This window comes from Streptomyces sp. DF42 (assembly GCF_058267695.1).
The window spans coordinates 9,123,327-9,145,733 of sequence record NZ_CM177859.1 but is presented as its reverse complement, the minus strand read 5'-3'; the positions used below and the strand labels follow the sequence as shown (position 1 = coordinate 9,145,733).

The window sequence follows — 22,407 nt, the reverse complement described above, 5'->3', positions numbered from 1 at the left end:
CCACCTGCCTGGCCCAAGCTGCCGGCTCGGTCACGGCGTGTCGCCGACACGGCGGCGCGAACTCGCTCTCGGTGTGCGGGGGTTCCGGGTGGCGCCGGAGGGGCGCACCGCAGGCGTGAGGGGTCAGCGGCGGCGTACCAGCGGGAACGGCAGCGTCTCGCGGATCGTCAGGCCCGTGAGGAACATGACCAGCCGGTCGACGCCGATGCCCAGCCCACCGGTGGGCGGCATCGCGTATTCGAGGGCGTCGAGGAAGTCCTCGTCGAGTTCCATCGCCTCGGGGTCTCCCCCGGCGGCCAGCAGGGACTGGGCGGTGAGGCGGCGGCGTTGTTCGACGGGGTCGGTCAACTCGGAGTAGGCGGTGCCGAGTTCCGTGCCGAAGGCGACCAGGTCCCAGCGCTCGGCCAGCCGTGGGTCGGTGCGGTGCTGGCGGGTGAGCGGGGAGACGTCGGTCGGGAAGTCCTTGTAGAAGGTGGGGAGTTGCGTCTTCTCCTCGACGAGGCGTTCGTACATTTCGAGTACGACGTCGCCGCGGCCGTCGTCGACGGTGTAGGGGACGCCGGCCCGGTCGCACAGCCCCAGCAGCGCCTCCAGGTCCGTGTCCGCGTCGATCTCCTCCCCGAGCGCCTCGGAGATCGCGCCGTAGACCGTCTTGACCGGCCAGGCCCCGGAGATGTCGTACACCGTGCCGTTCTTGTGGGCGATGGGCGAGCCGAAGGCGGCGGTGGCCGCGCCCTGGATCAGCTCGCGGGCGAGGTCGAGCATCACGTCGTAGTCGGCGAAGGCCTGGTAGGCCTCCAGCATCGTGAACTCGGGGTTGTGCTTGTAGGAGACGCCCTCGTTGCGGAAGGTGCGGCCCAGCTCGAACACCTTCTCCATCCCGCCGACGCACAGCCGCTTCAGATACAGCTCGGGGGCGATGCGCAGGTAGAGGTCGAGGTCGTAGGCGTTGATGTGGGTGGTGAAGGGGCGGGCGTTGGCGCCGCCGTGGATCTGCTGCAGCATCGGCGTCTCGACCTCGAGGTAGCCGCGCTCCAACAGGCCCTGGCGCAGGGCCTGTACGGCGGTGGAGCGGGCGCGGATCACCGCGCGGGCGTCGGGGCTGGAGACCAGGTCGAGGTAGCGCATGCGGACCTTGGCCTCGGGGTCGGCGAGGCCCTTGCGCTTGTCGGGCAGCGGGCGCAGGCACTTGCCGATGAGCTGCCAGGAGGTGACGAAGACGGTGGGCTCGCCCTTGTCGCTGATGCCCGCGCGGCCGGTGGCGGTGATGTGGTCGCCGATGTCGGTGTCGGCGGTGAAGCGGCCGAGGGCGGGCCCGGAGTCCTCACGGGTGAGGGCGAGTTGGCGGTCGCCGGACCAGTCGCGCAGAACGGCGAAGACGAGGCCGCCGAAGTCGCGGACCAGCATGATGCGGCCCGCGACGGTGACCTTCTCGCCCTCGCGGACGTCAGCGAGGGCGTGGGTGCGCTGCGGGATGCCGACGGGGTAGGGGTCGGTGCCGTCGGCGCGCAGCCGGTCGAGGGTGCGGTGCCGGATGCGGACCTGTTCGGGCGGGCCGGCATGCGGATCGCCGGGCCCGGCCTCGTCCCCTCCGGCGAGGCCGAGCGCCGACAGCGACGGCAGGCCCTCGGTGGTCGCGGGCCTGGACGCGCCCCTCGGGTGCCCCTTTCCCCAGAGTTTGCGCAGGGACGGTACGGAGACGAAGCCTTCGGCGATGGCGGAGGCCAGGCCGATGCGGGCGAGGGAGCCGGTGTCGCCGTAGCAGATGAAGCGGGGGTACCACTCGGGGTGGTACTTGGCGTTGGAGCGGTACAGGGCCTCCAGCTGCCACCACCGGGAGAAGAACAGCAACAGGCGCCGCCACAGCCTGAGGACGGGCCCGGCGCCGATGCGGGCGCCCTCCTCGAAGGCCGAGCGGAAGACGGCGAAGTTGAGGGAGATCCTGCGGACGCCCAGCTTCGGGGCCGCGGCGCACAGGTCGGCGATCATGAACTCCATGACCCCGTTGGGTGCGCTGCGGTCACGGCGCATCAGGTCGAGGGAGACGCCGTCGCGGCCCCAGGGCACGAAGGAAAGCAGGGCGAGGAGGCGGCCGTCCTCACTGAGGGCTTCGACGAGGAGGCAGTCGCCGTCGGCCGGGTCGCCGAGGCGGTCCAGGGCCATGGAGAAGCCGCGCTCGGTCTCGGTGTCGCGCCAGGCGTCGGCCTTGTCGACGACCGCCTCCATCTCCTCGTCGGTGAGGGTGGCGTGGCGGCGGACGCGGCAGTGGGCGCCGGTGCGGCGGACGCGGTGCACAGCCTGCCGGGTGACCCGCATGTCGCGGCCGTCGAGGTCGAAGCCGGCGACGTTCAGGATCGCCTCGTCGCCGAGTTGCAGCGCGCCGAGTCCGGCGCGGGCGAAGGCCGTGGCGCCGTCCTCCGATGCGCCCATCGCGGCGGGGGCCCAGGCGTGCCGTCGGGCCACGTCCAGCCAGGCGGCGATGGCGTGCGGCCAGGCCTCACGGTCGCCCACGGGGTCGCCGCTGGCGAGGCAGACGCCGGCCTCGACGCGGTAGGTGACGGCGGCCTTGCCGCTGGGTGAGAAGACGACGGCCTTGTCGCGGCGGGTGGCGAAGTAGCCGAGGGAGTCCTGCTCGCCGTAGGCCCCCAGAAGGGCGCGGATGCGGGGCTCCTCGTCACCGTGCAGGGCGGATTCCATGCGCTGCGAACGGAACAGGGTGGAGGCGGCGTTCAGCAGGGCGAGGGCGCCGAACAGGCCGAGCAGGAAGAACAGGGCCCTGGGTGGGTGCCCGTCGAAGGAACGGCCCGAGACGAGGCCGCCCAGGACCCGGTTGGCGGCCCATGGCAGGCGCTGGCCGCGTGGGAGCGTGCCGGGGAACAGCTCCACCAGGCCCCAGCCGGCGAGGATGCCGAGGGCGAGCCCGGCGAGGAGCACGAGCAGGGCGCGGCGGACGGCGGCGCGGCGGGAGGCGGCGTAGAACTCCCGGCGGGCGACGATCAGCAGGGTCAGCGCGAGGGAGCAGACGACGAGGGAGGGGATGGACTGGGCGTACAGGCCCACCAGCACGCCGAGGACGTCGTCGAGGACCAGCAGTCCCAGGTAGACGACGACCAGCCACCAGGCGATCTTCTTGCGGGCGGCGGTCGCGGCGGCGAGCAGGAAGAGGAAGACGGCGTAGGCGAGATTGGCGCTGACCGGGACGATGAGCAGGTCGAGGAAGCGGACCACCGGGCGCAGCAGGGCGCGCAGCGGTGGGATGAGGGCCAGCAGCACGCAGAGCAGTCCGAGGGCGCCGAAGAAGGCCGCGAAGGCCTCGGGCACCTTGCTCATCGGCCCGTGGCCGGGCGGCCGTGTCCGGCCGGTGGTGTCCTTGGGCGGGGAGGCCTCCGCTGTGGCACTCATGGTTCCGACTGTAGGAAGGGCGGGGCCGCCTCGCCCGTCGAGAGGTCCCTCATGACGGGGGGACCTGGGGCTTCCGATAGCCTCGCAGCCGTGACGGAACAGCACTCGCACCAGTTCGAGCGGGGCACCGACGGGCCCAAGGTCATCGTGGTCGGGGTGGATGGCTCCGACTCCTCGCTGCGCGCCGCGGCATATGCCGGTGGCCTGGCCCGGCGCCAGCATGCGCTGCTCGCCGTCGTGTACGTGCAGCCGGTGATGGCCGCCGGCGCGGCCATGGGAGTGCCGGTCGCGGAGACGACGGACGAGATCGCCGAGGACCTGGTCGCCCAGATCCGGGACGCGACCGAGCGGACGAAGGGGATATTCGACCTCCGCTGGGAGTTCCACACCTTCCGCGGTGACCCGTACGGCGGCCTGGTCAAGGCGGCCGACGAGCTGAAGGCGGACGCGGTGGTGGTGGGCGCTTCGGAGCAGGCAGGGCACCGGATCGTCGGATCGGTGGCCATCCGGCTGGTGAAGGCCGGACGGTGGCCGGTGACCGTGGTGCCGTAGGCGTCACCTCACCGGCCAAGGGGATACGGCCTCCTCACGCGGCTTCGCGAGGACGGCCCTGCGGTTGTCCGCTTCGATCATTTTCGTCGTGGTGCGGTCGGGGTGCCGGGGCGTGGGGCCGTGGCAGGGCCGCGCTCGATGACGCGGGGTCGTCCGCGAGGATGTCGGGGCAGCCGGTGAAGATCTCCGAGCCGTCCCTCTCCCCCGCGGTCTCCGCCTCTCCGCAGGCGACGCAGCCGCTTCAGGTGAGGTCGGTGACATGGGCCGCCTTCTCCTTCAACCGGCGCGAGCAGAAGGCGCGGGAGGCGTCCAACGCCCTTGCGGTTGCCGCCTGTTGGGCCGGGGTGGCGCGGATCCGGAAGATGCCGTCCGCCTGCCCGGCCCCGCTATCACTGCCCGGCCTGGGCTGCGGTCGGCTCCGTGCCCGTGGACGGCGGACGGTGCCGGAGAGGCCTGAAGGGGCGTCAGTGCCCGTTTGCCGCAGCTCATTCGAGGTACTCCGCGAGCGATGCGAGTGGTTGCGCACGAAACTACTGCGGAGCCCTCCGTCCTGAACAGCCGTTCAGTTCAGATGGCCCCTCCACATATCTGCGCGGTCTCTTCCCTCCCGGGAACAGTTGGGCCATCATGATCGGCCGTCAGCCGTTGCCGAACGTGAAGAGGTGAGGCGCATGGCCCGGCTCCGCATGGGCGAGGGGATTCTCCGCCGCAAACCGATCGAGGAGATCGAGGAGACGCAAGGCGGTGAGGGCGCCGGCCTTGACCGGTCGTTGGGGCTCTGGCAGCTGACCGCGATCGGCGTGGGCGGCATCATCGGCGCGGGCATCTTCACCCTCGCCGGTACGGTGGCCAACGGTACGGCGGGGCCCGCAGTCCTCGTCTCCTTCCTCATCGCCGGCCTCGCGAGCGCCGCGGCGGCGTTGTCGTACGCCGAGTTCGCGGGGCTCATACCGAAGGCCGGGTCGGCCTACACGTACGGCTACGCGGTGCTCGGTGAGTTCGCCGGCTGGTTCATCGGCTGGGACCTGCTGCTGGAGTACACGGCGATCGTGGCGGTGGTCGCGATCGGCATCTCCGGTTACTTCAGCTTCCTGGTCGAGGACATGGGCGCCGAGCTGCCGAAGTGGATGCTGGGCGCGCCGAGTACGGGTGGCGGCCACAGGGTCGACCTGTTCGCGGCCGTGCTGTGCCTGCTGATCGCGTATCTGCTGAACCTCGGCATCAAGAGCGCTGCCCGCTTCGAGACCGTCGTGGTGGTGCTGAAGGTCTTGGTCGTGCTGCTGGTGATCGCCGTCGGCGTGTTCCACATCCACACCGGCAACTACCACCCGTTCTTCCCGTACGGGGTCGGCGGGGCCTTCACCGGTGCGGCGACCGTGTTCTTCGCGGTCTTCGGCTACGACGCCATGTCAACGGCGGCCGAGGAGTCCAAGGACGCGCAGCGGCACATGCCGAAGGCGATCATCTACTCGCTGATCATCTCGATGATCCTGTACGTGGCCGCGTGCCTGGTGCTGACCGGCATGCAGAACTACAAGGACATCGACAAGGAGAGCGGCTTCTCCACGGCGTTCAAGTCGGTGGGGCTCGGCGGCCTCGCGGACGTGATCGCGGTGGGCGCGATCATCGGCATCCTGACCGTGATGTTCACGTTCATGCTGGGCGTGACCCGGGTGTGGTTCTCGATGTCCCGGGACGGGCTGCTGCCCAAGTGGTTCGCGAAGACGCACCCGACGCGGCGGGTGCCGACGCGCGTGACGTGGATCGTCGGGGTGGCGTCGGCGGTCATCGCCGGGTTCCTGCCGATCGGTGAGGCGGCCGAACTGACCAACATCGGCATCCTGTTGGCGTTCGTGGTGGTGTGCACGGCGGTGGTCGTGCTCCGCTACCGGCGGCCGGATCTGCCGCGCACCTTCCGGACACCGTGGATGCCGTTCGTGCCGGCGCTGGGTGTCGTCGCCTCGATCTGGCTGATCACGTATCTGCAGTGGCAGACCTGGGTGCGGTTCGCCGTGTGGTTCCTGATCGGGGTGGGGATCTACTTCGGGTACTCCTACAAGCGGTCGGAACTGGCCCGCCGCTAGTGCCGCGTCAGTCAAGGTTCGCCCCGTCGCGACGCCCGGCACGCACTCTCGCCGCACCGGCCGAAAGCCCAAGTACGTCCAGTACGAGGACTTCCGGCCGGCACGCCGAGAGCACGCACCGGACGCCGCTCCTTGACGGGCAAACCTTGACTGGCGCGGCACTAGAGTCTGCTGTGGCGTGGAGCAACGCCGGTGCCGTACGGGGGGATTGAGCACTCTTGCTGTCACGTGGGAGGTACGGAGCGGGCATTGCCGCTGCTCTCTGCACCCTGGCCGTACTGTTGCTCGGCGCGTGCGGGACCGAGACGGCCGGTCGGCAGACGTCCGCGTCGCCGACCGGGCCGATCCCGTGGACCCTCGGGTCACCCTCGACCGTCACCGGGGCCCGGCTCGCCGACGGCGGCCGCACACTGCTCCTCGATGCGCAGGTACCCAGCGGGGAGCACCCGTGCGTGCGGGACCTCAAGGCGGTGCTCACCGACCCCGTGCAGGACCTCGTGCGGGTGCAGGTCACCTTCTACTCGCCGTCGGGGGACCGGCGTTCGGGGTGCACCGAGGAGCGGGTGGCCACGACACGGGTCCGGCTGCCCGTCCCCCTGGGTGACCGGAAGGTGGTCGTCGACCACTACACCCAGTTCACCGCCGACGGCGCCAAGCCGCCCGCGCTGCGGCTGTGCGGGCGGCTTGGCTGCACGCCACCGGCCACCGGCTGCACGGCCGCCTCCTACGACCAGGCCCTGATCGCGGTCGACGCGCCCGCGCACACCTACCGGGACTCCCAGGACTGCGACGCCAGGTGGCTGGTGATGGACTTCTCCTGGCGGACGGGGCCGGCCTGCGACGACCACGACGCGGCCCCCGGCTGCTCGTCCCGGCTGGGCGACCGCTGGTTCTTCAAGGCGCAGAAGTCCGGCTGGGTGCCGATCGTCGAGGGCGCAGCCGGCGGCTGCCGCACCGTGCAGCGCAGGGAACCGGCGTTCCCGACCTCGATGTGCAGGTCGCTGGCTCCGCTCTCTCCCTCGCTGCACCCCAGCTACCCGCCCGCGTCGCCCACGCCGGGCCGCTCGTCGGCATCGGCCTCCCCGAGCCCGTCCTGAGAGGCGGCCCGCGTGGGCGTGGTCGGGCCTACTGCCCCATCGTCAGCCCGTCCTTCGCGGCGCCCCGGCTGAGCACCACGTCCCGGATCGCGTCGCGTGCGGCCTTCACCTCCGCGCCCTGGGCGAGCGCCTGGTTGAGGTTCACCACCCGTCCGGCGTCGACGTCGAACATCTGCGGAATGAACTCCGCCTTGGTGACCTCCCAGCGGCCGCCCGGCCGGGCGGGCCGGGTGAAGGTGAAGCGGCCGAGGGTGGACTCGTTGCCGCGCGGGTCCTGTGCTCCGGCGTTGTTGGTCATCTCGCCGGCGATCTGATCGCCCATGCCGTAGACGACCCAGGTGCCGTTGACCTTCTCGTACGCCTGCGGGACGTGGGCATGGGTGCCGAGGATGAGATCCACGTCGGGGCGGCCGCCCGTGCGGGAGGCCGTCAACTGCTGGGACAACGCGAGCTGTTGTGCGTCGGGCGCATCCTGCCATTCGGTGCCCCAGTGCAGGGAGACGACCACCACGTCGGCACCCGCCCGCCGGGCCGCCCGGGCGTCCGTGACGATGCTGTTCTCGTTCATCAGGTTCACGGCCCACGGCTGGCCCTGCGGCAGCGGATGGCCGTTGGTGTCGAAGGTGTAGGCGAGGTGGGCGACCTTGGCGGGGCCCGCGCGCAGGACCGTGACGGTGCGCGCCTCGGCCTCGGTGCGCGCCGAACCGGTGTGCCGCACACCCGCGCGGTCGAGGGCGTCGAGAGTGCGGCGGACGCCGTCGACTCCGTCGTCGAGACTGTGTTCGGAGGCCGTGGAGCAGCCGTCGTAGCCGGTCGCGGCCAGACCCTGGGCGATCTCGGGCGGGGACTTGAAGACGGGGTTGTCGGTGTAGTCGCCGTTCGCCCCGTAGACGGTCTCCATGTGACACAGCGCCAGATCGGCGCGGGAGACGACGGGCTCGACGCCGGAGAGCATCGGACGGAAGTCGTAGCCGGTGTCGCCGGCGTCGAAATGCGCATGGTCGATGACCGTGCTGTGCGGGAGGACGTCACCGGAGGCGACCAGCGTGAATCCGCGGGCCGCGGGCTGGGCCGGCGCGGGGGCCGGCCGTACGGCGGTGGACGGTTGGTGGTGCCGGGCCTGGCAGGCGGCGCCCGCTGCCAGCAGGGCCGTCAGGGCCAGGGCAACCTGTCGTCTGCGTGCAATCATCAGCTCACCCCACTGTGGTCCTATTTACGGACAAATAGGTACGAACTTCTAGGCGCCCCCAAACAACCCCGGCCCACCGATTAGCCCGTCCGGCGCCCGTGAAGAGGCCTCCGGGGCCGCGTCCGGCGGTGTCCGGAACCGCTCGTCGAACCGTTCGTCGACGCGATCGACCGTCCGCCGCAGAGCCCGGTGCGGCCCCTGTCCCAAATCGGTCCCCTGCGATGCCATACGCCCATGACGGCCGGAACCACCCTCACGAACGGGCTGACCGCCGACCACGAGCTCGCCGCGCTGCAGCGGGAGCACGGTCGGCCCCTCTTCGCGCTCCTGCTCCGGCTCTGCGACGGCGACCGGCAGCGCGCCGAGGACCTCGTGCAGGAGACCCTCGTGCGCGCCTGGCAGCATCCCGAGGCGCTGCGCGCCGACGACTTCGAGTCCGTAAGGCCGTGGCTCATGACTGTCGGACGACGGCTCGCCATCGACGCGCGGCGGGCCCGGCAGGCGCGGCCGCCCGAGGTCGGGGACGCGATCCTGGAGAACGCCCGGGTGATCGGCGACCACGCGGAGCGGGCGGCAGCCGCCCTCGACGTACGCGAGGCTGTGAAGACACTCACTCCGGAGCACCGTGAAGTCCTGGTGCTCGTGTACTTCCAGGGGGCGAGTGTTGCGGAAGCCGCCGAAACCCTCGGAATCCCTGCGGGTACCGTGAAGTCCCGCGCGTACTACGCGCTGCGCGCCCTGCGCCGGGTGCTTCCGGGATATGCGGCCGACCTGCGGTGAAACCGACGGCTGAGTCAAACCTCCGTAAAGCGCCTTGCTGAGGACCCCGGTTGAGCAATCAGCTGTCCTCATCCGTGTTCCGGACTGGGGGCTCGGGGGCCCCGGCACAGGGGCCCGGAGTCGGGCGACGCGCACGCACCGGAGGAAGGCAGGAAGGGATGCTGCACAGAGGTCAAGAGAGCACGGACGGCACCGGCGGCGGTGAACTGGTCGTCCCCATGGCCTGGCTGTACGCCGAGTACATCGCCGACGAGTTGCTGCGGACGGGCGACCTGATGCCACCGACGTCCTTCGAGTTCCGCGCCGGGCGGGACGCCCTGGCGCTGACCGTCTTCCTCTCGGACACGGACGGCGAACTCCCCGGCATCCGGGTGGTCACCCAGCTGGAGACCTGGCTGTCGCTGACGGCGTACGACCAGCCGTGGCAGGACTGGGTGCGCGAGCGGATGACCGCGGTCACCGCCGAGGCGGCCGAATCCGGCGGTCCGGCTCCGGACTTGGAGCTTGCGGAGGCGGCCTGGCGCTGGCTTGAGGAGACCGAGCTGCTCGCGCCCGACCTGAACGCGGTGCCGGGCGGCGCCGGGGCGGTCGGCGAGGACGAGGGTCCGAAGGTGTGGACGAAGGCGTGGCAACTGGGTCTGCCGCTCGGTCACCTCGCCATCCACCTTTTTTAGCCTTGTTGAGATTCGGACCAATCCGCGGCCCTGACGGCTCCGAATCACTTGCTTGCGATTCTGTAGGTGCCTTGAGTGATTCGGCTGTCCGGTGCGTACCGGTGGGAGCAAGGAGTAACCCCACCCGCACCCAACGGCACGAGGATTCGGCATGAGGTCCCAGGAGAGGCATCGCGACGTCGCCGCGTACGCGCTCGGCGTGCTGGACGAGGCGGACGCCTTCCGCTTCGAGGACCACCTCATGGAGTGCACGCGCTGCGCGGCCTCCGTGACCGAATTCGGGCCCATCACCCGGCAGATGATGCTGTACCGCCGCTCGACGCCACGGTTCGTGAGTCCCATGACCCGGCCCGGCCCGCAGCTGCTCGACCGGCTGCTGGCCGCGGTGGCGACCCGGCACCGGGCCGGACGCCGGCGCTTCCTGTACGCCGTGGCGGCGTCGCTGGTGATCGGGGTGGCCGGGCCCGGGCTCACGATGATGGCGGAGGGCAGCACCCGGGACGCGGCCGTACGGATGGCGGCGACCGACGCGAAGTCGGGCGTGTGGGCCCAGGTGACGACCCAGGACGAGTACTCGGGCAGCCAGGTCAAGCTGGAGGTGAAGGACGGCGCGGGCCCGCGTTCCTGTCGTCTGATCGCCGTCGGCCGCGACGGCTCCGAGCAGATCGTCAGCAGCTGGACCGTCCCCCGCCACGACGCCCGCCCGATCACCGTCCAGGGCAGCTCGGCCATGCACGCCGGTGAGATCGCCCGGTACGAGGTGCGCACCGCGGACGGGGAGCACCTCGTGACGCTCCAGCACGGCTGAGCGCTCGGCTGGTGGTGCCGCGAGGAGCCGTCCGTCGTTCGTCTGTGGCGCCGTCGTGGCCGCTCGTGCGGTTGTACGTGGCCCTGCGCGGCGTCGGCGACTACTTGAGCAGGCGTGACATCCGCCGGTCCGCCAGTGGCTTCCCGCCCGTCTGGCAGGTCGGGCAGTACTGCAGCGAGGAGTCGCTGAAGGAGACCTCGCGGATCGTGTCGCCGCAGACCGGGCAGGGCTCACCGGTGCGGCCGTGGACGCGCAGGCCGCTCTTCTTCTCCGCCTTCAGCCGACCGGCCGCCACACCCCGGGAGCGCTCGACCGCGTCGGTGAGTGTGGCCCGCAGGGCCTCGTAGAGGCGCGTGGTGTCCTCGGGGGTGAGGGACGCGGCCAGTTTGAAGGGGCTCATCCTCGCGGCGTGCAGGATCTCGTCGCTGTACGCGTTGCCCACGCCCGCGATCAGGCTCTGGTCGCGCAGGGCGCCCTTGATCTGGCGCCGCTCGGGACTGAGAAGTTCCGTGAACCGTCTCTCGTCGAAGTCGTCCGCGAGCGGGTCGGGGCCGAGGCGGGCCACGCCCGGGATCTCCTGGGGGTCCCGGACCACGTACACAGCGAGGCGTTTTTGGGTGCCCGCCTCAGTGAGGTCGAAGCCCGCCCCCGTCTCCAGGGCCACGCGCAGCGCGAGCGGCCCCTTGCCGGGGCGGGGCGGGCCGTCCGGAAGCCTGTCCTTCCAGTGCAGCCAGCCCGCGCGGGCCAGGTGGGTGACGACGTGCGGGCCGCCGTCCGTCTCCAGGTCCAGGAACTTGCCCTGCCGGTGCACGGCGGTGACCTCGCGGCCCTCGACGGCCGTGAGCGGGGGGTCGTACGTCTTGAGGACGCTGATCGCGACGGGCAGCACCCGCACGATCTCGTGACCGACCAGGTGCTCGGTGAGGAAGTCCTTGAGTGCTTCGACCTCGGGGAGTTCCGGCATACGTCCAGAGTGCCATCCGGCACCGACAGCGCCAGAGGGGATCAGTCGAGTCCGGGGACCACGAACTCGCACCACACGCACTTGCCGCCGCCCCGCGCCTCCACGCCCCACACGTCCGTGAGCAGGTCGACCAGGAGCAGGCCCCGCCCGGAGACGCCCGACTCCCCCGCCTCGCGGCGGCGCGGCAGGGCACTGGAGGAGTCCTCGACCTCGACCCGCAGACGGCGGTCGCTGCCGCCGAGGACTCTGAGGGTCACGATCGCGGAGCCCTCGGTGTGCATCAGCGCGTTGGTGATCATCTCGTCGGCGACCAGCTCGATCTCGTCGGCGCGCTCCTTGGCGCCCCAGGCACGGACCGCGGCCCGGATCATGTGCCGGGCCTGGGTGAGGGCCTCCGGGTCGCCGGGTGCCACGTGCTGCTGGAGCCGGCCGCCGGGCTGCGCGGTGTCCAGGGCGCGGCGGCGCAGCAGGAGCAGCGCCACGTCGTCGTCGCCGCCGCGTTCCTCGGCCACGTCGATGAGGCAGTCCGCGAGGTCCCGTACGTCGTCCGGGCCGGAGGCGATGAGCGCGGTGAGGACCTGCACGCCCTCGTCCAGATCCGCGCCGGGCTGTTCGACCAGGCCGTCGGTGCACAGCAGGAGCGTGTTGCCGGGGTCGAGCTCCAGCGTGCCGACCGGGTACTCGAGGCTCCCGAACTCGGCGGACAGACCGAGCGGCAGTCCCCCGGGGACCGCGATGCGACGGCAGCTGCCGTCCGTGCTCCGGATCAGCGGGTCGATGTGTCCGGCGCGGACCACCTGGACCACCCCGGTGGACAGGTCGGCCTCCGCGTACAGGCAGGTCGCGAAGCGATCCGTGTCGAGTTCGTGGAGGAAGACGGAGGCGCGGGCCATGACGGTGGCGGGGGTGTGCCCCTCGGCGGCGTAGGCGCGCAGGACGATGCGCAGCTGGCCCATGACGGCGGCCGCGTGCGTGTCGTGGCCCTGGACGTCGCCGATGACGGCGCCGACCTTGCCGCGTGGCAGCGGGATCAGGTCGTACCAGTCGCCGCCGATGTCCCGGGCCAGGGAGCCCGCGGCGGTACCGGCGCGGTAGCGGACGGCGACGTCGGCGCCGCGGACGCTCGGGATGGTGCGCGGCAGCATCGCCTGCTGGAGGCCGGTGGCCAGGTCCTTCTCCTGCTCGTAGAAGGTGGCCCGCTGCAGGCTCTGCGCGATGCTGCTGCCGAGGGCGAGCAGCACGTTGCGGTCCTCGGTGGAAAATCCACGCCGGTCGCTGTAGAGCAGGCCCATCGCGCCGATCGGCCTGGCCTGGACGATCAGCGGCAGATAGGCGGCCGAGGTGATCTTCAGGTCGGTGATGTGCGGCCACAGCAGGGGATAGCGCTCGGCGAACTCCTCCGGCGACTCGATGAAGCAGGGCGTGAGGGTCCGTACGGCCTCGCTCATCGGGTAGGGCTCGTCGATGCGGGTGATGAGGGTGCCGGGGACGAAGCTGCCCGCCGGGCCCTCCGCGATCAGCCGGATGCGGCCGGCCTCGACCAGGCCCATGACCAGGCTGGTGGCGCCCAGATGGGTGAGGCCGTGGGTGTCCTTGACGACGTCGATGACGTCCTGGACGGTGCGGGCGTGCGCGAGGGCGGCTGTGGTGAGCTGGACGACGTTGGTCTGCTCGCGCCGGGCCGCGTCCTGGGCGGCCTGCTCGCGGCGGGCCTCGCTGTCGCCCAGCTCCTGGGTGGCGTCCCGGACGATGCCGATGATGCGGCGCGGACGGCCCGTCTCGTCGCGCCGGATGTAGCCCTGGGCGTGGGTCCAGCGCAGGGTGCCGTCGCGGCGGCGGATGCGGAAGTAGGCGCCGTAGTTCTCGCTACCGTCCTTCATGGCCTGCGCTACCACCCCGTCGAGCCGGTAGGCCTCGGATCGGGGCACCCGTACGGAAAGGGTCTCGGGGTGGCCGTCGTATTCGTCCGGGCGCAGGTCGAAGACCTCGTGGGCCTGGGCGTCCATGTGGAACAGACCGCTGTCCAGGTCCCAGTCGAAGCTGCCCATGAGGTTGAGCGCCAGGATCGGATCCGGGTGGGCGGGCCAGTCGTCCGGGAGAGACAGGGCGCTCACGCCCCGATCAACCATGGGCCCACCTTGCCAGGCTTCACCCGATTCTTCGACCGGGGAGAAGGGAGGAATTCCAGGCTCCCCGGTCGCGATCAGTGGTCCGTCGAGCACCGGTGGAACCGTCGAAGATGCGGCTTGCGGCTCGTCCTCCTGCCTCACTGCAGGCAATTCGTCACTGGTGTCCCCTTCACTCCCCTGGGTTGCGCAAGCGGAAGGGGGACACACGGAGCGTGACATAAGGTTCGGCGCGACAATGTGGAGTGAGGAGCGCACGGCCGTGGACTGGTTCACCGCACCCGAGTACTGGTGGAGCCGACTGGTCTTCCAGCGGGCTCTGGCCGGCCTGTACCTCGTGGCGTTCCTGACGGCGGCGCGGCAGTTCCGGGCGCTGATCGGCGAGCGGGGCATGCTGCCGGTCCCCCGCTTCGTCGACCGGGTCCGCTTCAGGCAGGCGCCGAGCCTGTTCCAACTCCACTACTCGGACCGCTTCTTCGCGGCCTGCTGCTGGACGGGCTGCGCCGTCTCGGCGGCGCTGGCCGCGGGGCTGGACTCCCGGCTCCCCCTGGGGGCGGGGATGTCTCTGTGGCTGGTCGCGTGGGCGCTGTACCTGTCGATCGTGAACGTCGGCCAGACCTGGTACGCCTTCGGCTGGGAGTCCCTGCTGCTGGAAGTGGGCTTCCTGGCCGTCTTCCTCGGCAACGACGACGTGGCGCCGCCGATCGTGGTCCTGTTCCTGCTGCGCTGGATCCTGTTCCGGGTGGAGTTCGGCGCGGGCCTGATCAAGATGCGCGGGGACGCCTGCTGGCGGAAGCTGACGTGCCTGGACTACCACCACGAGACACAGCCGATGCCGGGTCCTCTGAGCTGGTTCTTCCACCACCTCCCGCGGCCCCTGCACCGCGTCGAGGTGGCCGCCAACCACGTCACCCAACTCCTCGTCCCCGTACTGCTGTTCACTCCCCAGCCGGTCGCCACGTGCGCCGCGTCCCTGATGATCGTCACCCAGTTGTGGCTGGTGCTGTCGGGCAACTTCGCCTGGCTGAACTGGATCACCGTCGTACTCGCCGTCTCGGCGCTCGGGCTCCCGGCCGACGCGCCGTCCGTGCCCGGCGCTCCCCTCTGGTACGAGGTCGTGGTCCTCGCCGTCGCCGCGCTGCTCCTCGCCCTCAGTCACCGGCCGGTCCGCAACATGCTCTCCCGCCGCCAGGTCATGAACCGCTCCTTCGACCCGCTCCACCTGGTCAACACCTACGGCGCGTTCGGCAGCGTGAGCCGGCAGCGGTACGAGGTGGTGATCGAGGGCACGGACGACGCCGTACCGCACGAGGACTCTGACTGGCGGGAGTACGAGTTCAAGGGCAAGCCGGGCGACCCCCGGCGCTGGCCGCGTCAGTTCGCGCCGTACCACCTGCGCCTGGACTGGCTGATGTGGTTCGCCGCGCTCTCGCCCTCGTACGCCGGTGCGTGGTTCGGCACCCTGGTGGAACGGCTGCTGGAGAACGACCGCGACACACTGCGGCTGCTGCGCCGGTCCCCGTTCCCGCCCGACGCGCCGCCCCGCTTCATCCGCGCCCGCCTCTTCCGCTACCAGTACACGAGCTGGCGCGAGCTACGGGAGACGGGCGCCTGCTGGGAGCGGACGTATGTGCGGGAGTATCTTCCGCCGACGCGGCTGGCGGGAGTGGCCCAGCGCAGCTGACGTCCGGGCGAGGGGCCACCGCGCGTCAAAGGCCGTACACCCGGGTCGCCGCGACCTCCCGGTGCGCGGCCTCGTACTCGGCGATCCGGTCCGCGCGGACCGTGGTGTGCAGGGCGACTCTCATGACGGTTCCGCGACGGGCACGGGGGCGTCGGCGGGCAGGAGGCCGGTGTCGCGGAGCTCCTGCCAGAAGGATGCGGGTACGTGTGCGGCGAACTGTTCCGCGCAGTCGTGGACCTGGTCCGGGGTGCGGGCGCCGACCAGGACGCCGGCCACCGCCGGATGGGCGGCGCAGAAGGCGAGGGCGGCGGCGCGCAGGTGCGTGCCGTGGCGCTCGGCGACGGACTGCAGGTGCAGGGCGCGCCGCAGTATCCCGGGGGGCGCCGCGGCGTAGTCGTACGTCGCCGCGGACTGCGGGTCGGCCAGCAGGCCGGAGTTGAAGGCGCCGCCGATCACCACCGAAGTGCCGCGCTCCTGGGCGGCGGGCAGCAGTTCGGTCAGGGCCCGCTGGTCGAGCAGCGTGTAGCGGCCGGCGCACAGCACCACGTCGGCATCGGTGTCCCGGACGAAGCGGGTGAGCATCTCCGCCTGGTTCATGCCGGCGCCGATCGCGCCCACGACGCCTTCCGCGCGCAGCTTCTCCAGCGCCGGATAGCCCTCCCGGAAGGCCTGTTCGGCGTGGTCGTCGGGGTCGTGGAGGTAGACGACGTCGACGCGGTCGAGGCCGAGGCGTTCCAGGCTGGCGTCCAGGCTGCGGCGTACGCCGTCGGCGCTGAAGTCCCACACGCGGCGGTGGGTGGCGGGCACGGCGAAGCCGTCCGCCAGGTCGTCGCCGCCCCCGTCGGACGGCTCCAGGCGACGGCCCACCTTGGTGGAGATCGTGTAGGCGGTACGGGGGCGAGCCCGCAGGGCGGCGCCGAGGCGGCGTTCGGACAGGCCCAGGCCGTAGTGCGGGGCCGTGTCGAAGTACCGGATGCCCTCGTCCCAGGCGGTCTCGATGGCCTGGTGGGCCTGCTCCTCGCTCAGTTCCGCATAGAGGTTGCCGATGCCGGCGCCGCCGAAGGCCAGCCCGCTGACCTCGACGCCGCTGCTGCCGAGGCGCTTCACTGGCCCACCGGCCTCACGCGCAGGCCCTGCATGCCGCCGTCGACGGCGAGTGAGGTGCCGGTGGTGGCGCCGGACAGCGGGCTCGCCAAGTAGGCGATGGCGCCCGCGACTTCGGCGGCGCTGACGAGGCGGCCGGTGGGCTGGCGGGCCTCCAGGGCGGCGCGTTCGGCGGCGGGGTCGGGGGCGGCGTCGAGCAGCCTGCTGACCCATGGGGTGTCCGCCGTGCCGGGGTTGACGCAGTTGACGCGGATGCCTTCGCGGACGTGGTCGGCGGCCATGGCGAGGGTCAACGAGTACACGGCACCCTTCGCCGCGCAGTACAGCGCCCGCTGCGGCAGGCCCGCGGTGGCACCGATGGAGCAGGTGTTGACGATGGCCGCAGTGCCCGGACGGGCAGTGGCAGCGCGGCGCAGGTGCGGCAGGGCGGCGCGGGCGACGCGGACCATGCCGACGACGTTGATGTCGAGGACGCGGTGCCATTCGGCGTCGTCGTTGTCCTCGATGGTGCCCTGGGCTCCGACGCCCGCGTTGTTGACCAGGATGTCCAGGCCGCCGAGTTCGGCCGTGGCGGCTGCCACCGCCGCGCGCACCGACGCGTCGTCGGCGACGTCGGCCCGGTAGGCGAGCAGCGGCTTGCCGACCGAGGTGGGGTCGAGGTCGAGGACGGCCACCTGGGCGCCGCGGGCGGCGAGGAGTTCGGCCGTCGCCCGTCCGATGCCCGAGGCTCCGCCCGTGACCAGGGCCTTGAGCCCCTCGAAGTCGCTCATGCTGCCCGTCCGTTCTTGTCGTCGAGGTCGGCGGCCCAGAAGGTGCCGCCGGGGAAGGTGTAGCGCGCGATGGACTCGGGCCGCATGGCGGCCGAGAAGCCCGGCGCGGTGGGTGCCGTGTAGTGACCCTCGCGGATCACCACCGGGTCGAGGAAGTGGTCGTGCAGATGGTCGACGTACTCGATCACCCGGTCGTCCATGGTGCCGGAGACCGCCACGTAGTCAAACATCGACAGGTGCTGGACGAGTTCGCACAGGCCCACGCCGCCCGCGTGCGGGCAGACCGGCACGCCGAACTTGGCGGCCAGCAGCAGGATCGCGAGGTTCTCGTTGACGCCGCCGACGCGGGCGGCGTCGATCTGGAGGACGTCGAGGGCGCCGGCCTGCAGGAGCTGCTTGAACACGATCCGGTTCTGCACGTGCTCGCCGGTCGCGACCTTGACCGGCGCGACCGCCCTGCGGATCGCCGCATGACCGAGGACGTCGTCGGGGCTGGTGGGCTCCTCGATCCAGTACGGGTCGAACTCGGCCAGCGCCCTGGTCCAGCGGACCGCCTCGTCGACGCCCCAGCGCTGGTTGGCGTCGATCGCGATACGGAGGTCCGGGCCGACGACGGAGCGGGCGACCCGGCAGCGGCGTATGTCGTCGTCGAGGTCCGCGCCGACCTTGAGCTTGATCTGCCTGAAGCCGTCGGCGATCGCCCGGGCGGCGAGCCGGGTGAGCTTCTCGTCGCTGTAGCCGAGCCAGCCGGCCGACGTCGTATAGCCGGGATATCCGCGCTCCAGCAGTCGGGCCGTGCGCTCCTCGGCACCGGCCCTGCCGCGGCGCAGGATCTCCAGCGCCTCCTGGGGCGTGAGGGCGTCCGTGAGGTAGCGGAAGTCGATCTGCCCGACCAGCCACTCGGGGTCGGCCTCGGCGAGCAGCCGCCACAGCGGTTTGTCCGCCCGCTTGGCCGCCAGGTCCCACGCGGCGTTGACGACCGCGCCGATCGCCATGTGCATCACGCCCTTCTCGGGTCCGAGCCAGCGCAGCTGGCTGTCCCCGACGAGATCCCGGTACAGGGCCCCCGGGTCGGCGCACACCTCGTCGACGGACCGTCCGACCACATGGTGGCGCAGCGCGTGGATCGCGGCGACCTGGACCTCGTTGCCCCGCCCGATGGTGAAGGTGAAGCCGTGCCCCTGTGGCCCCTGCTCGGCATCGGTACGCAGCACGACGTACGCGGCCGAGTAGTCGGGGTCGGGATTCATCGCGTCGGAGCCGTCGAGCTCGCGCGAGGTCGGGAAGCGGACGTCGTAGGTGTCGACCGCCAGGATGCGGCAGGAGGGGCCGGGCGTCAGGGACACAGGGGGCCTTTCGGTCGGTGGCAGGTCGGGCGGCGGGGATCAGTCCTGGGCTCGGCCCGTCGTCACACGGGCGATCATGAGGGCGACCAGGATGATTCCGCCGTAGATGGCCTGGATCCAGAAGGACGGCACCTGGGCGAGGGTGAGCAGGTTCTGTACGACACCCAGCAGGAGTACGCCGGTCAGGGCGCCGAACATGGTGCCCTTGCCGCCGTCCAGGCTGATGCCGCCGATGACCGCCGCCGCGAACACGGTGAAGATCATGTTGTTGCCCTGGTTGGCGCTGATCGCTCCGACGTACCCGGTCTGCATGATCCCGCCGACCGAGGCGAGGACGCCTGCGACGACGAACACGCCGAGCATCACGCGCTCGACGCGGATGCCGGCCGCCCGGGCGGCGTCCGCGTTGCCGCCGATGGCGTACAGGGCGCGTCCGACGCGGTGGTACTTCAGCACCAACCCGGCGACGGCGAAGGCGACCGCCGCGAGCCACACCGACATCGGGACGGTCAGGAAGGTGCTCGTCGCAAGGGAGTAGAAACTGTCGGGCATGCCGAACAGCGTCTTGCCCTTGGTCGCGCCGACCAGCAGACCGCGCAGGACGATCAGCATCGCGAGGGTCACGATGAAGGCGTTCAGCTTGAACTTGACGACCAGGACACCGTTGAAGGCGCCGACGGCCCCGCCCACCGCGAGGATTGCCAACAGGGCCAGCCAGGAGGGGAGTTCGGTGCCCCAGCCGGACTGCGCGGCGGGCAGGACGAGCAGTGCGCCCACGGCGGGCGCGATGCCGACGACCGATTCCAGGGACAGGTCGAACTTGCCGGTGATCAACACCAGGGACTCGGCGAGGACGACCATGGCGAGCGCGGCGGAGGCGCCCAGGATCGAGATCAGGTTGCGCTCGGTGAGGAACGAGTCGTTGACCACCGCGCCGAGCACCATGAGCACCAACAGGGCCGGTACGAGGGCCAGTTCGCGGGCCCGGCGCAGCAGCACCGTCCTGGCCGACCGCACTGCGGGAGCCTTCGGCGGCGAGAGGGGCGCGGCCGCCTTGGTGTCAGCCATGGTCCACTCCTTCGATGGAGGCGATCAGCTCGTGGTCGCGCCAGCCCGCCGGATGCTCGGCGACGACGCGGCCGTGGAAGAGGACGAGGACGCGGTCGCAGCGCCTGAGGTCGTCGAGTTCGTCGGAGACGACCAGGACCGCGGTGCCGTCCTCACGGGCGGTGTCCACGCGGGCGAGCAGGGACTCCTTGGACTTCACGTCGACGCCCGCGGTGGGGTTGATCAGGACGAGCAGCCGCGGGTCGGAGGCGAGGGCGCGGGCCATGACGACCTTCTGGGCGTTGCCGCCGGAGAGGTCGGAGACCGGCTGCTCGGGGCCCTCGGCGTGGATGTCGAGCCGGTCGATCAGCTCGGTGGCGAAGCCCCGCTTGCGGTCGGTACCGATGAAGCCGAAGCGGCCGAGCCGGTCCAGAACGCTCATGGTGGTGTTGTCGCCGATGGTCATCCCGCGGACCAGGCCCTGCCCGTGCCGGTCGCGCGGGACGCAGCCGATGCCGGCCTTCAGGGCGGCCTGCACCGACCCGAACTGCAGCTGTTCGCCGTCGAGTCGGGCGGTTCCGCCGGTCGGTGTGCGCAGGCCCGCGAAGGCCTCCGCCAGCTCGATCTTGCCGCTGGCGCTGGAGCCGGCGAGCCCGAGGACCTCGCCGCGCCGTACGGTCAGGTCGACGTTCTCGTACGTGTCCGAGGTGAGCCCGCGGGCGTCGAGCAGGACGGGGGCGTCGTCGTCGACGATCTGCTCCTGCACGGCCTGTTCGGCGATCGTCTCCAGGCTCTCCCCCGCCATCGCCTCCACCAGGGCCGACCTCGGCAGGTCGGCGACGGGGGCCGTGGTGATCCAGCGGGCGTCGCGCAGCACGGTGACGGTCTGGCAGACCTCGTACACCTCCTGGAGGTGGTGCGAGATGAACAGGAAGGTGACGCCGGAGTCCTGCAGTGCGCGCATGCGGTCGAAGAGCCGCTCGATCTCGCGGTTGTCGAGCTGGGCGGTCGGCTCGTCGAGGATGATGAAGCGGGCGCCGAAGCTGAGCGCCCGGGCGATCTCCACCATCTGGCGGTCCTCGACCTTGAGGTCGGCCGTGCGTGCCTCCGGGTCGACGCGCACGTCCCAGGTGTCGAGGAGCGCGGCGGCCTCGGTCTTGAGCCGGCGCCAGCTGATGAAGCCGCGGAGCTGTGGCTGACGATTGATGAAGAGGTTCTCGGCGACCGTCAACTCGGGGACGACCGTGGGGTGTTGGTAGACGCAGGCGACCTTGCGGCGCCAGGCGTCCCGGTCGGCGAGCGGGGGCGCGGGCTCGCCGTCGAAGCGGACCGTGCCCTCGTCGGGCGCCTGGAGCCCGGTGAGGACGTTGACCAGGGTCGACTTGCCGGCGCCGTTGCGGCCGACGAGGGCGTGGGACTCGCCGGGCAGCACGGTGAGCCGGCCGTCCGCGAGGGCGGTGGTGGGACCGTAGCGCCTGACGATGCCCCGCGCCTCGACCAGGGGCATCAACCGGCTTTCCTGGAGGCTCATTTGACCGTGTTGCCCCAGAGCTTGGGGTCGTCGACGTTGTCCTTCGTGACCAGCGGGGCGGGCAGCTGGTCCTCGAGGATGCCGTTGGGCAGCTTGACGATCGTCGAGTCGTGGTCGGTCGGGCCCGGCTTGAAGGTCTTCCCCTCCATCGCCGCCTTGATGTAGTACAGGCCGTACTTGGCGTAGGCGTCGGCGGGCTGGGAGACGGTCGCGTCGATCTGGCCCTTGCGGATGGCGTCGAACTCCTGCGGGATGCCGTCGTTGGAGACGATGGTGATGTGGCCCGCGACGCCGGTCTTCTTCAGCATCCCCTTCGACTTCAGGGTCTGCAGGGTCGGCGCCAGGTAGACACCGCCGGCCTGCAGGTAGATGCCCTTGATGTCGGGGTTGGCGTTGAGGAGCGTGTCGAGCTTGGAGGCCGCGGTGTCCGACTCCCACTTGGCGGGGATCTCCAGGACCTTGAGCCCCGGGTACTTCTTCTTCACGCAGGCGCGGAAGGCCTCGGAGCGGTCCCGGCCGTTGACCGAGGCCAGGTCGCCCATGATCTGCACGACCTTGCCGCTGGTGATGTGCCCGCCGAGGTAGTCGCAGGCCTTCGCGCCGTACGCGACGTTGTCGGCGCGTACGACCATGGCGACCTTGCCCTTGTCCGGTGCCACGTCTACGGCGACCACGGGCACGCCCTTGCGATCGGCCTGGTCGAGGCCGGCCTCGATGGCGGCACTGTCCAGCGGGGCCACGACCAGGCCCTTCACGCCCTGGTTGAGCTGGTTGTTGATGTCGGTGATCTGCTGCGAGGGGTCGCTGTTGGAGTTGACCGTCTTGAGTGTCTCGACGCCCTGCGGCTTCGCCATCTTCGGCACGTAGTCGTTGTACGACTGCCAGAACGGCGAGGTCAGCAGCGGCAGGATCACCCCGACCTTGCCGGTGCCGCCGCCTCCCGTGCCGCCGGAACCGGTGTCCTTCGTACTACCGCATGCCGTGAGCGCGAGGGTGGCCACGGCGGCCGTGGCCGTCGTGCGCACCGCCCACGAGGAGAGTCGCCTGCCGTGTCGTCCGTTGTTCCGCGCAGTGCTGCCGGGCATCTGTCAGCTCCTCGTCGAGCGTGATCGAGATTGACGGTGATCGAGCAGTTGCCCGCATATTTATCAGACCACTTCCGTCGAACAACACCCATCGACGCCGGATTTTCGCGATTTCGAGCCATAGTGGTCCGACCACCTTCACAGTTAGACTGCGGCGCACCGGC

At 71.1% G+C, this 22,407-nt stretch carries 17 protein-coding genes and 1 pseudogene; 7 read left to right on the top strand and 11 right to left on the bottom strand.

Features of this window, described 5'->3' with window-relative positions:
• Positions 1–123: 123 nt before the first annotated feature.
• Positions 124–3,402, bottom strand: coding sequence for a bifunctional lysylphosphatidylglycerol synthetase/lysine--tRNA ligase LysX (gene lysX / locus ACYUED_RS41945; RefSeq protein WP_491289637.1), 3,279 nt, complete (start codon positions 3,400–3,402; stop codon positions 124–126).
• Positions 3,403–3,492: 90 nt separating this feature from the next.
• On the opposite strand from lysX, the gene ACYUED_RS41940 reads away from it, so the two are divergent.
• The 3 genes from ACYUED_RS41940 (at position 3,493) to ACYUED_RS41930 (ending at position 7,135) form a co-directional block, all read left to right on the top strand.
• Positions 3,493–3,954, top strand: coding sequence for a universal stress protein (locus tag ACYUED_RS41940; RefSeq protein WP_491289636.1), 462 nt, complete (start codon positions 3,493–3,495; stop codon positions 3,952–3,954).
• Between the two features lie 671 nt (positions 3,955–4,625).
• Positions 4,626–6,038 carry an amino acid permease gene (locus ACYUED_RS41935; RefSeq protein ID WP_491289635.1) on the top strand — a complete coding sequence of 471 codons (1,413 nt, stop codon included), beginning with the start codon at positions 4,626–4,628 and terminating at the stop codon, positions 6,036–6,038.
• A gap of 452 nt (positions 6,039–6,490) precedes the next feature.
• Positions 6,491–7,135: a hypothetical protein gene (locus ACYUED_RS41930; protein WP_491289634.1), complete on the top strand. Its 645-nt coding sequence runs from the start codon at positions 6,491–6,493 to the stop codon at positions 7,133–7,135.
• A 28-nt stretch (positions 7,136–7,163) separates the two neighbouring features.
• Here the strand turns inward: ACYUED_RS41930 and ACYUED_RS41925 are convergent, their stop codons facing one another.
• Positions 7,164–8,324: a CapA family protein gene (locus ACYUED_RS41925; protein ID WP_491289633.1), complete on the bottom strand. Its 1,161-nt coding sequence runs from the start codon at positions 8,322–8,324 to the stop codon at positions 7,164–7,166.
• 234 nt (positions 8,325–8,558) lie between these two features.
• Between ACYUED_RS41925 and ACYUED_RS41920 the strand changes: the two genes are divergently transcribed.
• The 3 genes from ACYUED_RS41920 (at position 8,559) to ACYUED_RS41910 (ending at position 10,586) form a co-directional block, all read left to right on the top strand.
• Positions 8,559–9,104: a sigma-70 family RNA polymerase sigma factor gene (locus tag ACYUED_RS41920; RefSeq protein ID WP_266528963.1), complete on the top strand. Its 546-nt coding sequence runs from the start codon at positions 8,559–8,561 to the stop codon at positions 9,102–9,104.
• Between the two features lie 158 nt (positions 9,105–9,262).
• Positions 9,263–9,778, top strand: coding sequence for a hypothetical protein (locus tag ACYUED_RS41915; protein WP_491289632.1), 516 nt, complete (start codon positions 9,263–9,265; stop codon positions 9,776–9,778).
• 151 nt (positions 9,779–9,929) lie between these two features.
• Positions 9,930–10,586, top strand: a complete 657-nt coding sequence (locus ACYUED_RS41910) for a zf-HC2 domain-containing protein (protein WP_491289631.1) — start codon at positions 9,930–9,932, stop codon at positions 10,584–10,586.
• A 100-nt stretch (positions 10,587–10,686) separates the two neighbouring features.
• Here the strand turns inward: ACYUED_RS41910 and ACYUED_RS41905 are convergent, their stop codons facing one another.
• A complete protein-coding gene (locus ACYUED_RS41905; RefSeq protein WP_491289630.1) occupies positions 10,687–11,550 on the bottom strand; it encodes an Fpg/Nei family DNA glycosylase in 864 nt (287 codons plus the stop codon).
• Positions 11,551–11,591: 41 nt separating this feature from the next.
• Positions 11,592–13,679 carry a SpoIIE family protein phosphatase gene (locus ACYUED_RS41900; RefSeq protein WP_491289629.1) on the bottom strand — a complete coding sequence of 696 codons (2,088 nt, stop codon included), beginning with the start codon at positions 13,677–13,679 and terminating at the stop codon, positions 11,592–11,594.
• A gap of 259 nt (positions 13,680–13,938) precedes the next feature.
• Here ACYUED_RS41900 and ACYUED_RS41895 point away from each other — a divergent pair, with 259 nt between their 5' ends.
• Positions 13,939–15,360, top strand: a complete 1,422-nt coding sequence (locus ACYUED_RS41895) for a lipase maturation factor family protein (protein WP_491289628.1) — start codon at positions 13,939–13,941, stop codon at positions 15,358–15,360.
• 46 nt (positions 15,361–15,406) lie between these two features.
• Here ACYUED_RS41895 and ACYUED_RS41890 read toward each other — a convergent pair.
• The 7 genes and pseudogenes from ACYUED_RS41890 to ACYUED_RS41860 form a co-directional block, all read right to left on the bottom strand.
• Positions 15,407–15,484, bottom strand: a pseudogene (locus ACYUED_RS41890) (L-rhamnose mutarotase); the annotation flags it as partial.
• Entirely contained in the window at positions 15,481–16,467 is a 987-nt protein-coding gene (locus ACYUED_RS41885) for an aldo/keto reductase (RefSeq protein ID WP_491289627.1), read from the bottom strand. The pseudogene ACYUED_RS41890 and the gene ACYUED_RS41885, both read right to left, overlap by 4 nt.
• The gene (locus tag ACYUED_RS41880; protein WP_491289626.1) at positions 16,464–17,234 is read right to left on the bottom strand and encodes an SDR family NAD(P)-dependent oxidoreductase; all 771 of its coding nucleotides are present in this window, start codon (positions 17,232–17,234) and stop codon (positions 16,464–16,466) included. Before ACYUED_RS41880 ends, ACYUED_RS41885 begins: the two co-directional genes overlap by 4 nt.
• Positions 17,231–18,580, bottom strand: a complete 1,350-nt coding sequence (locus tag ACYUED_RS41875; protein WP_491289625.1) for an L-fuconate dehydratase — start codon at positions 18,578–18,580, stop codon at positions 17,231–17,233. The genes ACYUED_RS41880 and ACYUED_RS41875 overlap by 4 nt, the downstream gene beginning before the upstream one ends.
• A 39-nt stretch (positions 18,581–18,619) precedes the next feature.
• The gene (locus ACYUED_RS41870; RefSeq protein ID WP_491289624.1) at positions 18,620–19,648 is read right to left on the bottom strand and encodes an ABC transporter permease; all 1,029 of its coding nucleotides are present in this window, start codon (positions 19,646–19,648) and stop codon (positions 18,620–18,622) included.
• A complete protein-coding gene (locus tag ACYUED_RS41865) occupies positions 19,641–21,158 on the bottom strand; it encodes a sugar ABC transporter ATP-binding protein (protein WP_491289623.1) in 1,518 nt (505 codons plus the stop codon). The genes ACYUED_RS41870 and ACYUED_RS41865 overlap by 8 nt, the downstream gene beginning before the upstream one ends.
• Positions 21,155–22,243 carry a sugar ABC transporter substrate-binding protein gene (locus tag ACYUED_RS41860; RefSeq protein WP_491289622.1) on the bottom strand — a complete coding sequence of 363 codons (1,089 nt, stop codon included), beginning with the start codon at positions 22,241–22,243 and terminating at the stop codon, positions 21,155–21,157. Before ACYUED_RS41860 ends, ACYUED_RS41865 begins: the two co-directional genes overlap by 4 nt.
• Between the last annotated feature and the right edge of the window lie 164 nt (positions 22,244–22,407).

Coding starts and splice junctions, on each gene's coding strand:
- lysX (WP_491289637.1), bottom strand. CDS start 3,402: ATGAGTGCCACAGCGGAGGCCTCCCCGCCCAAGGACACCACCGGCCGG.
- ACYUED_RS41935 (WP_491289635.1), top strand. CDS start 4,626: ATGGCCCGGCTCCGCATGGGCGAGGGGATTCTCCGCCGCAAACCGATC.
- ACYUED_RS41925 (WP_491289633.1), bottom strand. CDS start 8,324: ATGATTGCACGCAGACGACAGGTTGCCCTGGCCCTGACGGCCCTGCTG.
- ACYUED_RS41920 (WP_266528963.1), top strand. CDS start 8,559: ATGACGGCCGGAACCACCCTCACGAACGGGCTGACCGCCGACCACGAG.
- ACYUED_RS41915 (WP_491289632.1), top strand. CDS start 9,263: ATGCTGCACAGAGGTCAAGAGAGCACGGACGGCACCGGCGGCGGTGAA.
- ACYUED_RS41910 (WP_491289631.1), top strand. CDS start 9,930: ATGAGGTCCCAGGAGAGGCATCGCGACGTCGCCGCGTACGCGCTCGGC.
- ACYUED_RS41905 (WP_491289630.1), bottom strand. CDS start 11,550: ATGCCGGAACTCCCCGAGGTCGAAGCACTCAAGGACTTCCTCACCGAG.
- ACYUED_RS41900 (WP_491289629.1), bottom strand. CDS start 13,679: ATGGTTGATCGGGGCGTGAGCGCCCTGTCTCTCCCGGACGACTGGCCC.
- ACYUED_RS41880 (WP_491289626.1), bottom strand. CDS start 17,234: ATGAGCGACTTCGAGGGGCTCAAGGCCCTGGTCACGGGCGGAGCCTCG.
- ACYUED_RS41870 (WP_491289624.1), bottom strand. CDS start 19,648: ATGGCTGACACCAAGGCGGCCGCGCCCCTCTCGCCGCCGAAGGCTCCC.
- ACYUED_RS41865 (WP_491289623.1), bottom strand. CDS start 21,158: ATGAGCCTCCAGGAAAGCCGGTTGATGCCCCTGGTCGAGGCGCGGGGC.
- ACYUED_RS41860 (WP_491289622.1), bottom strand. CDS start 22,243: ATGCCCGGCAGCACTGCGCGGAACAACGGACGACACGGCAGGCGACTC.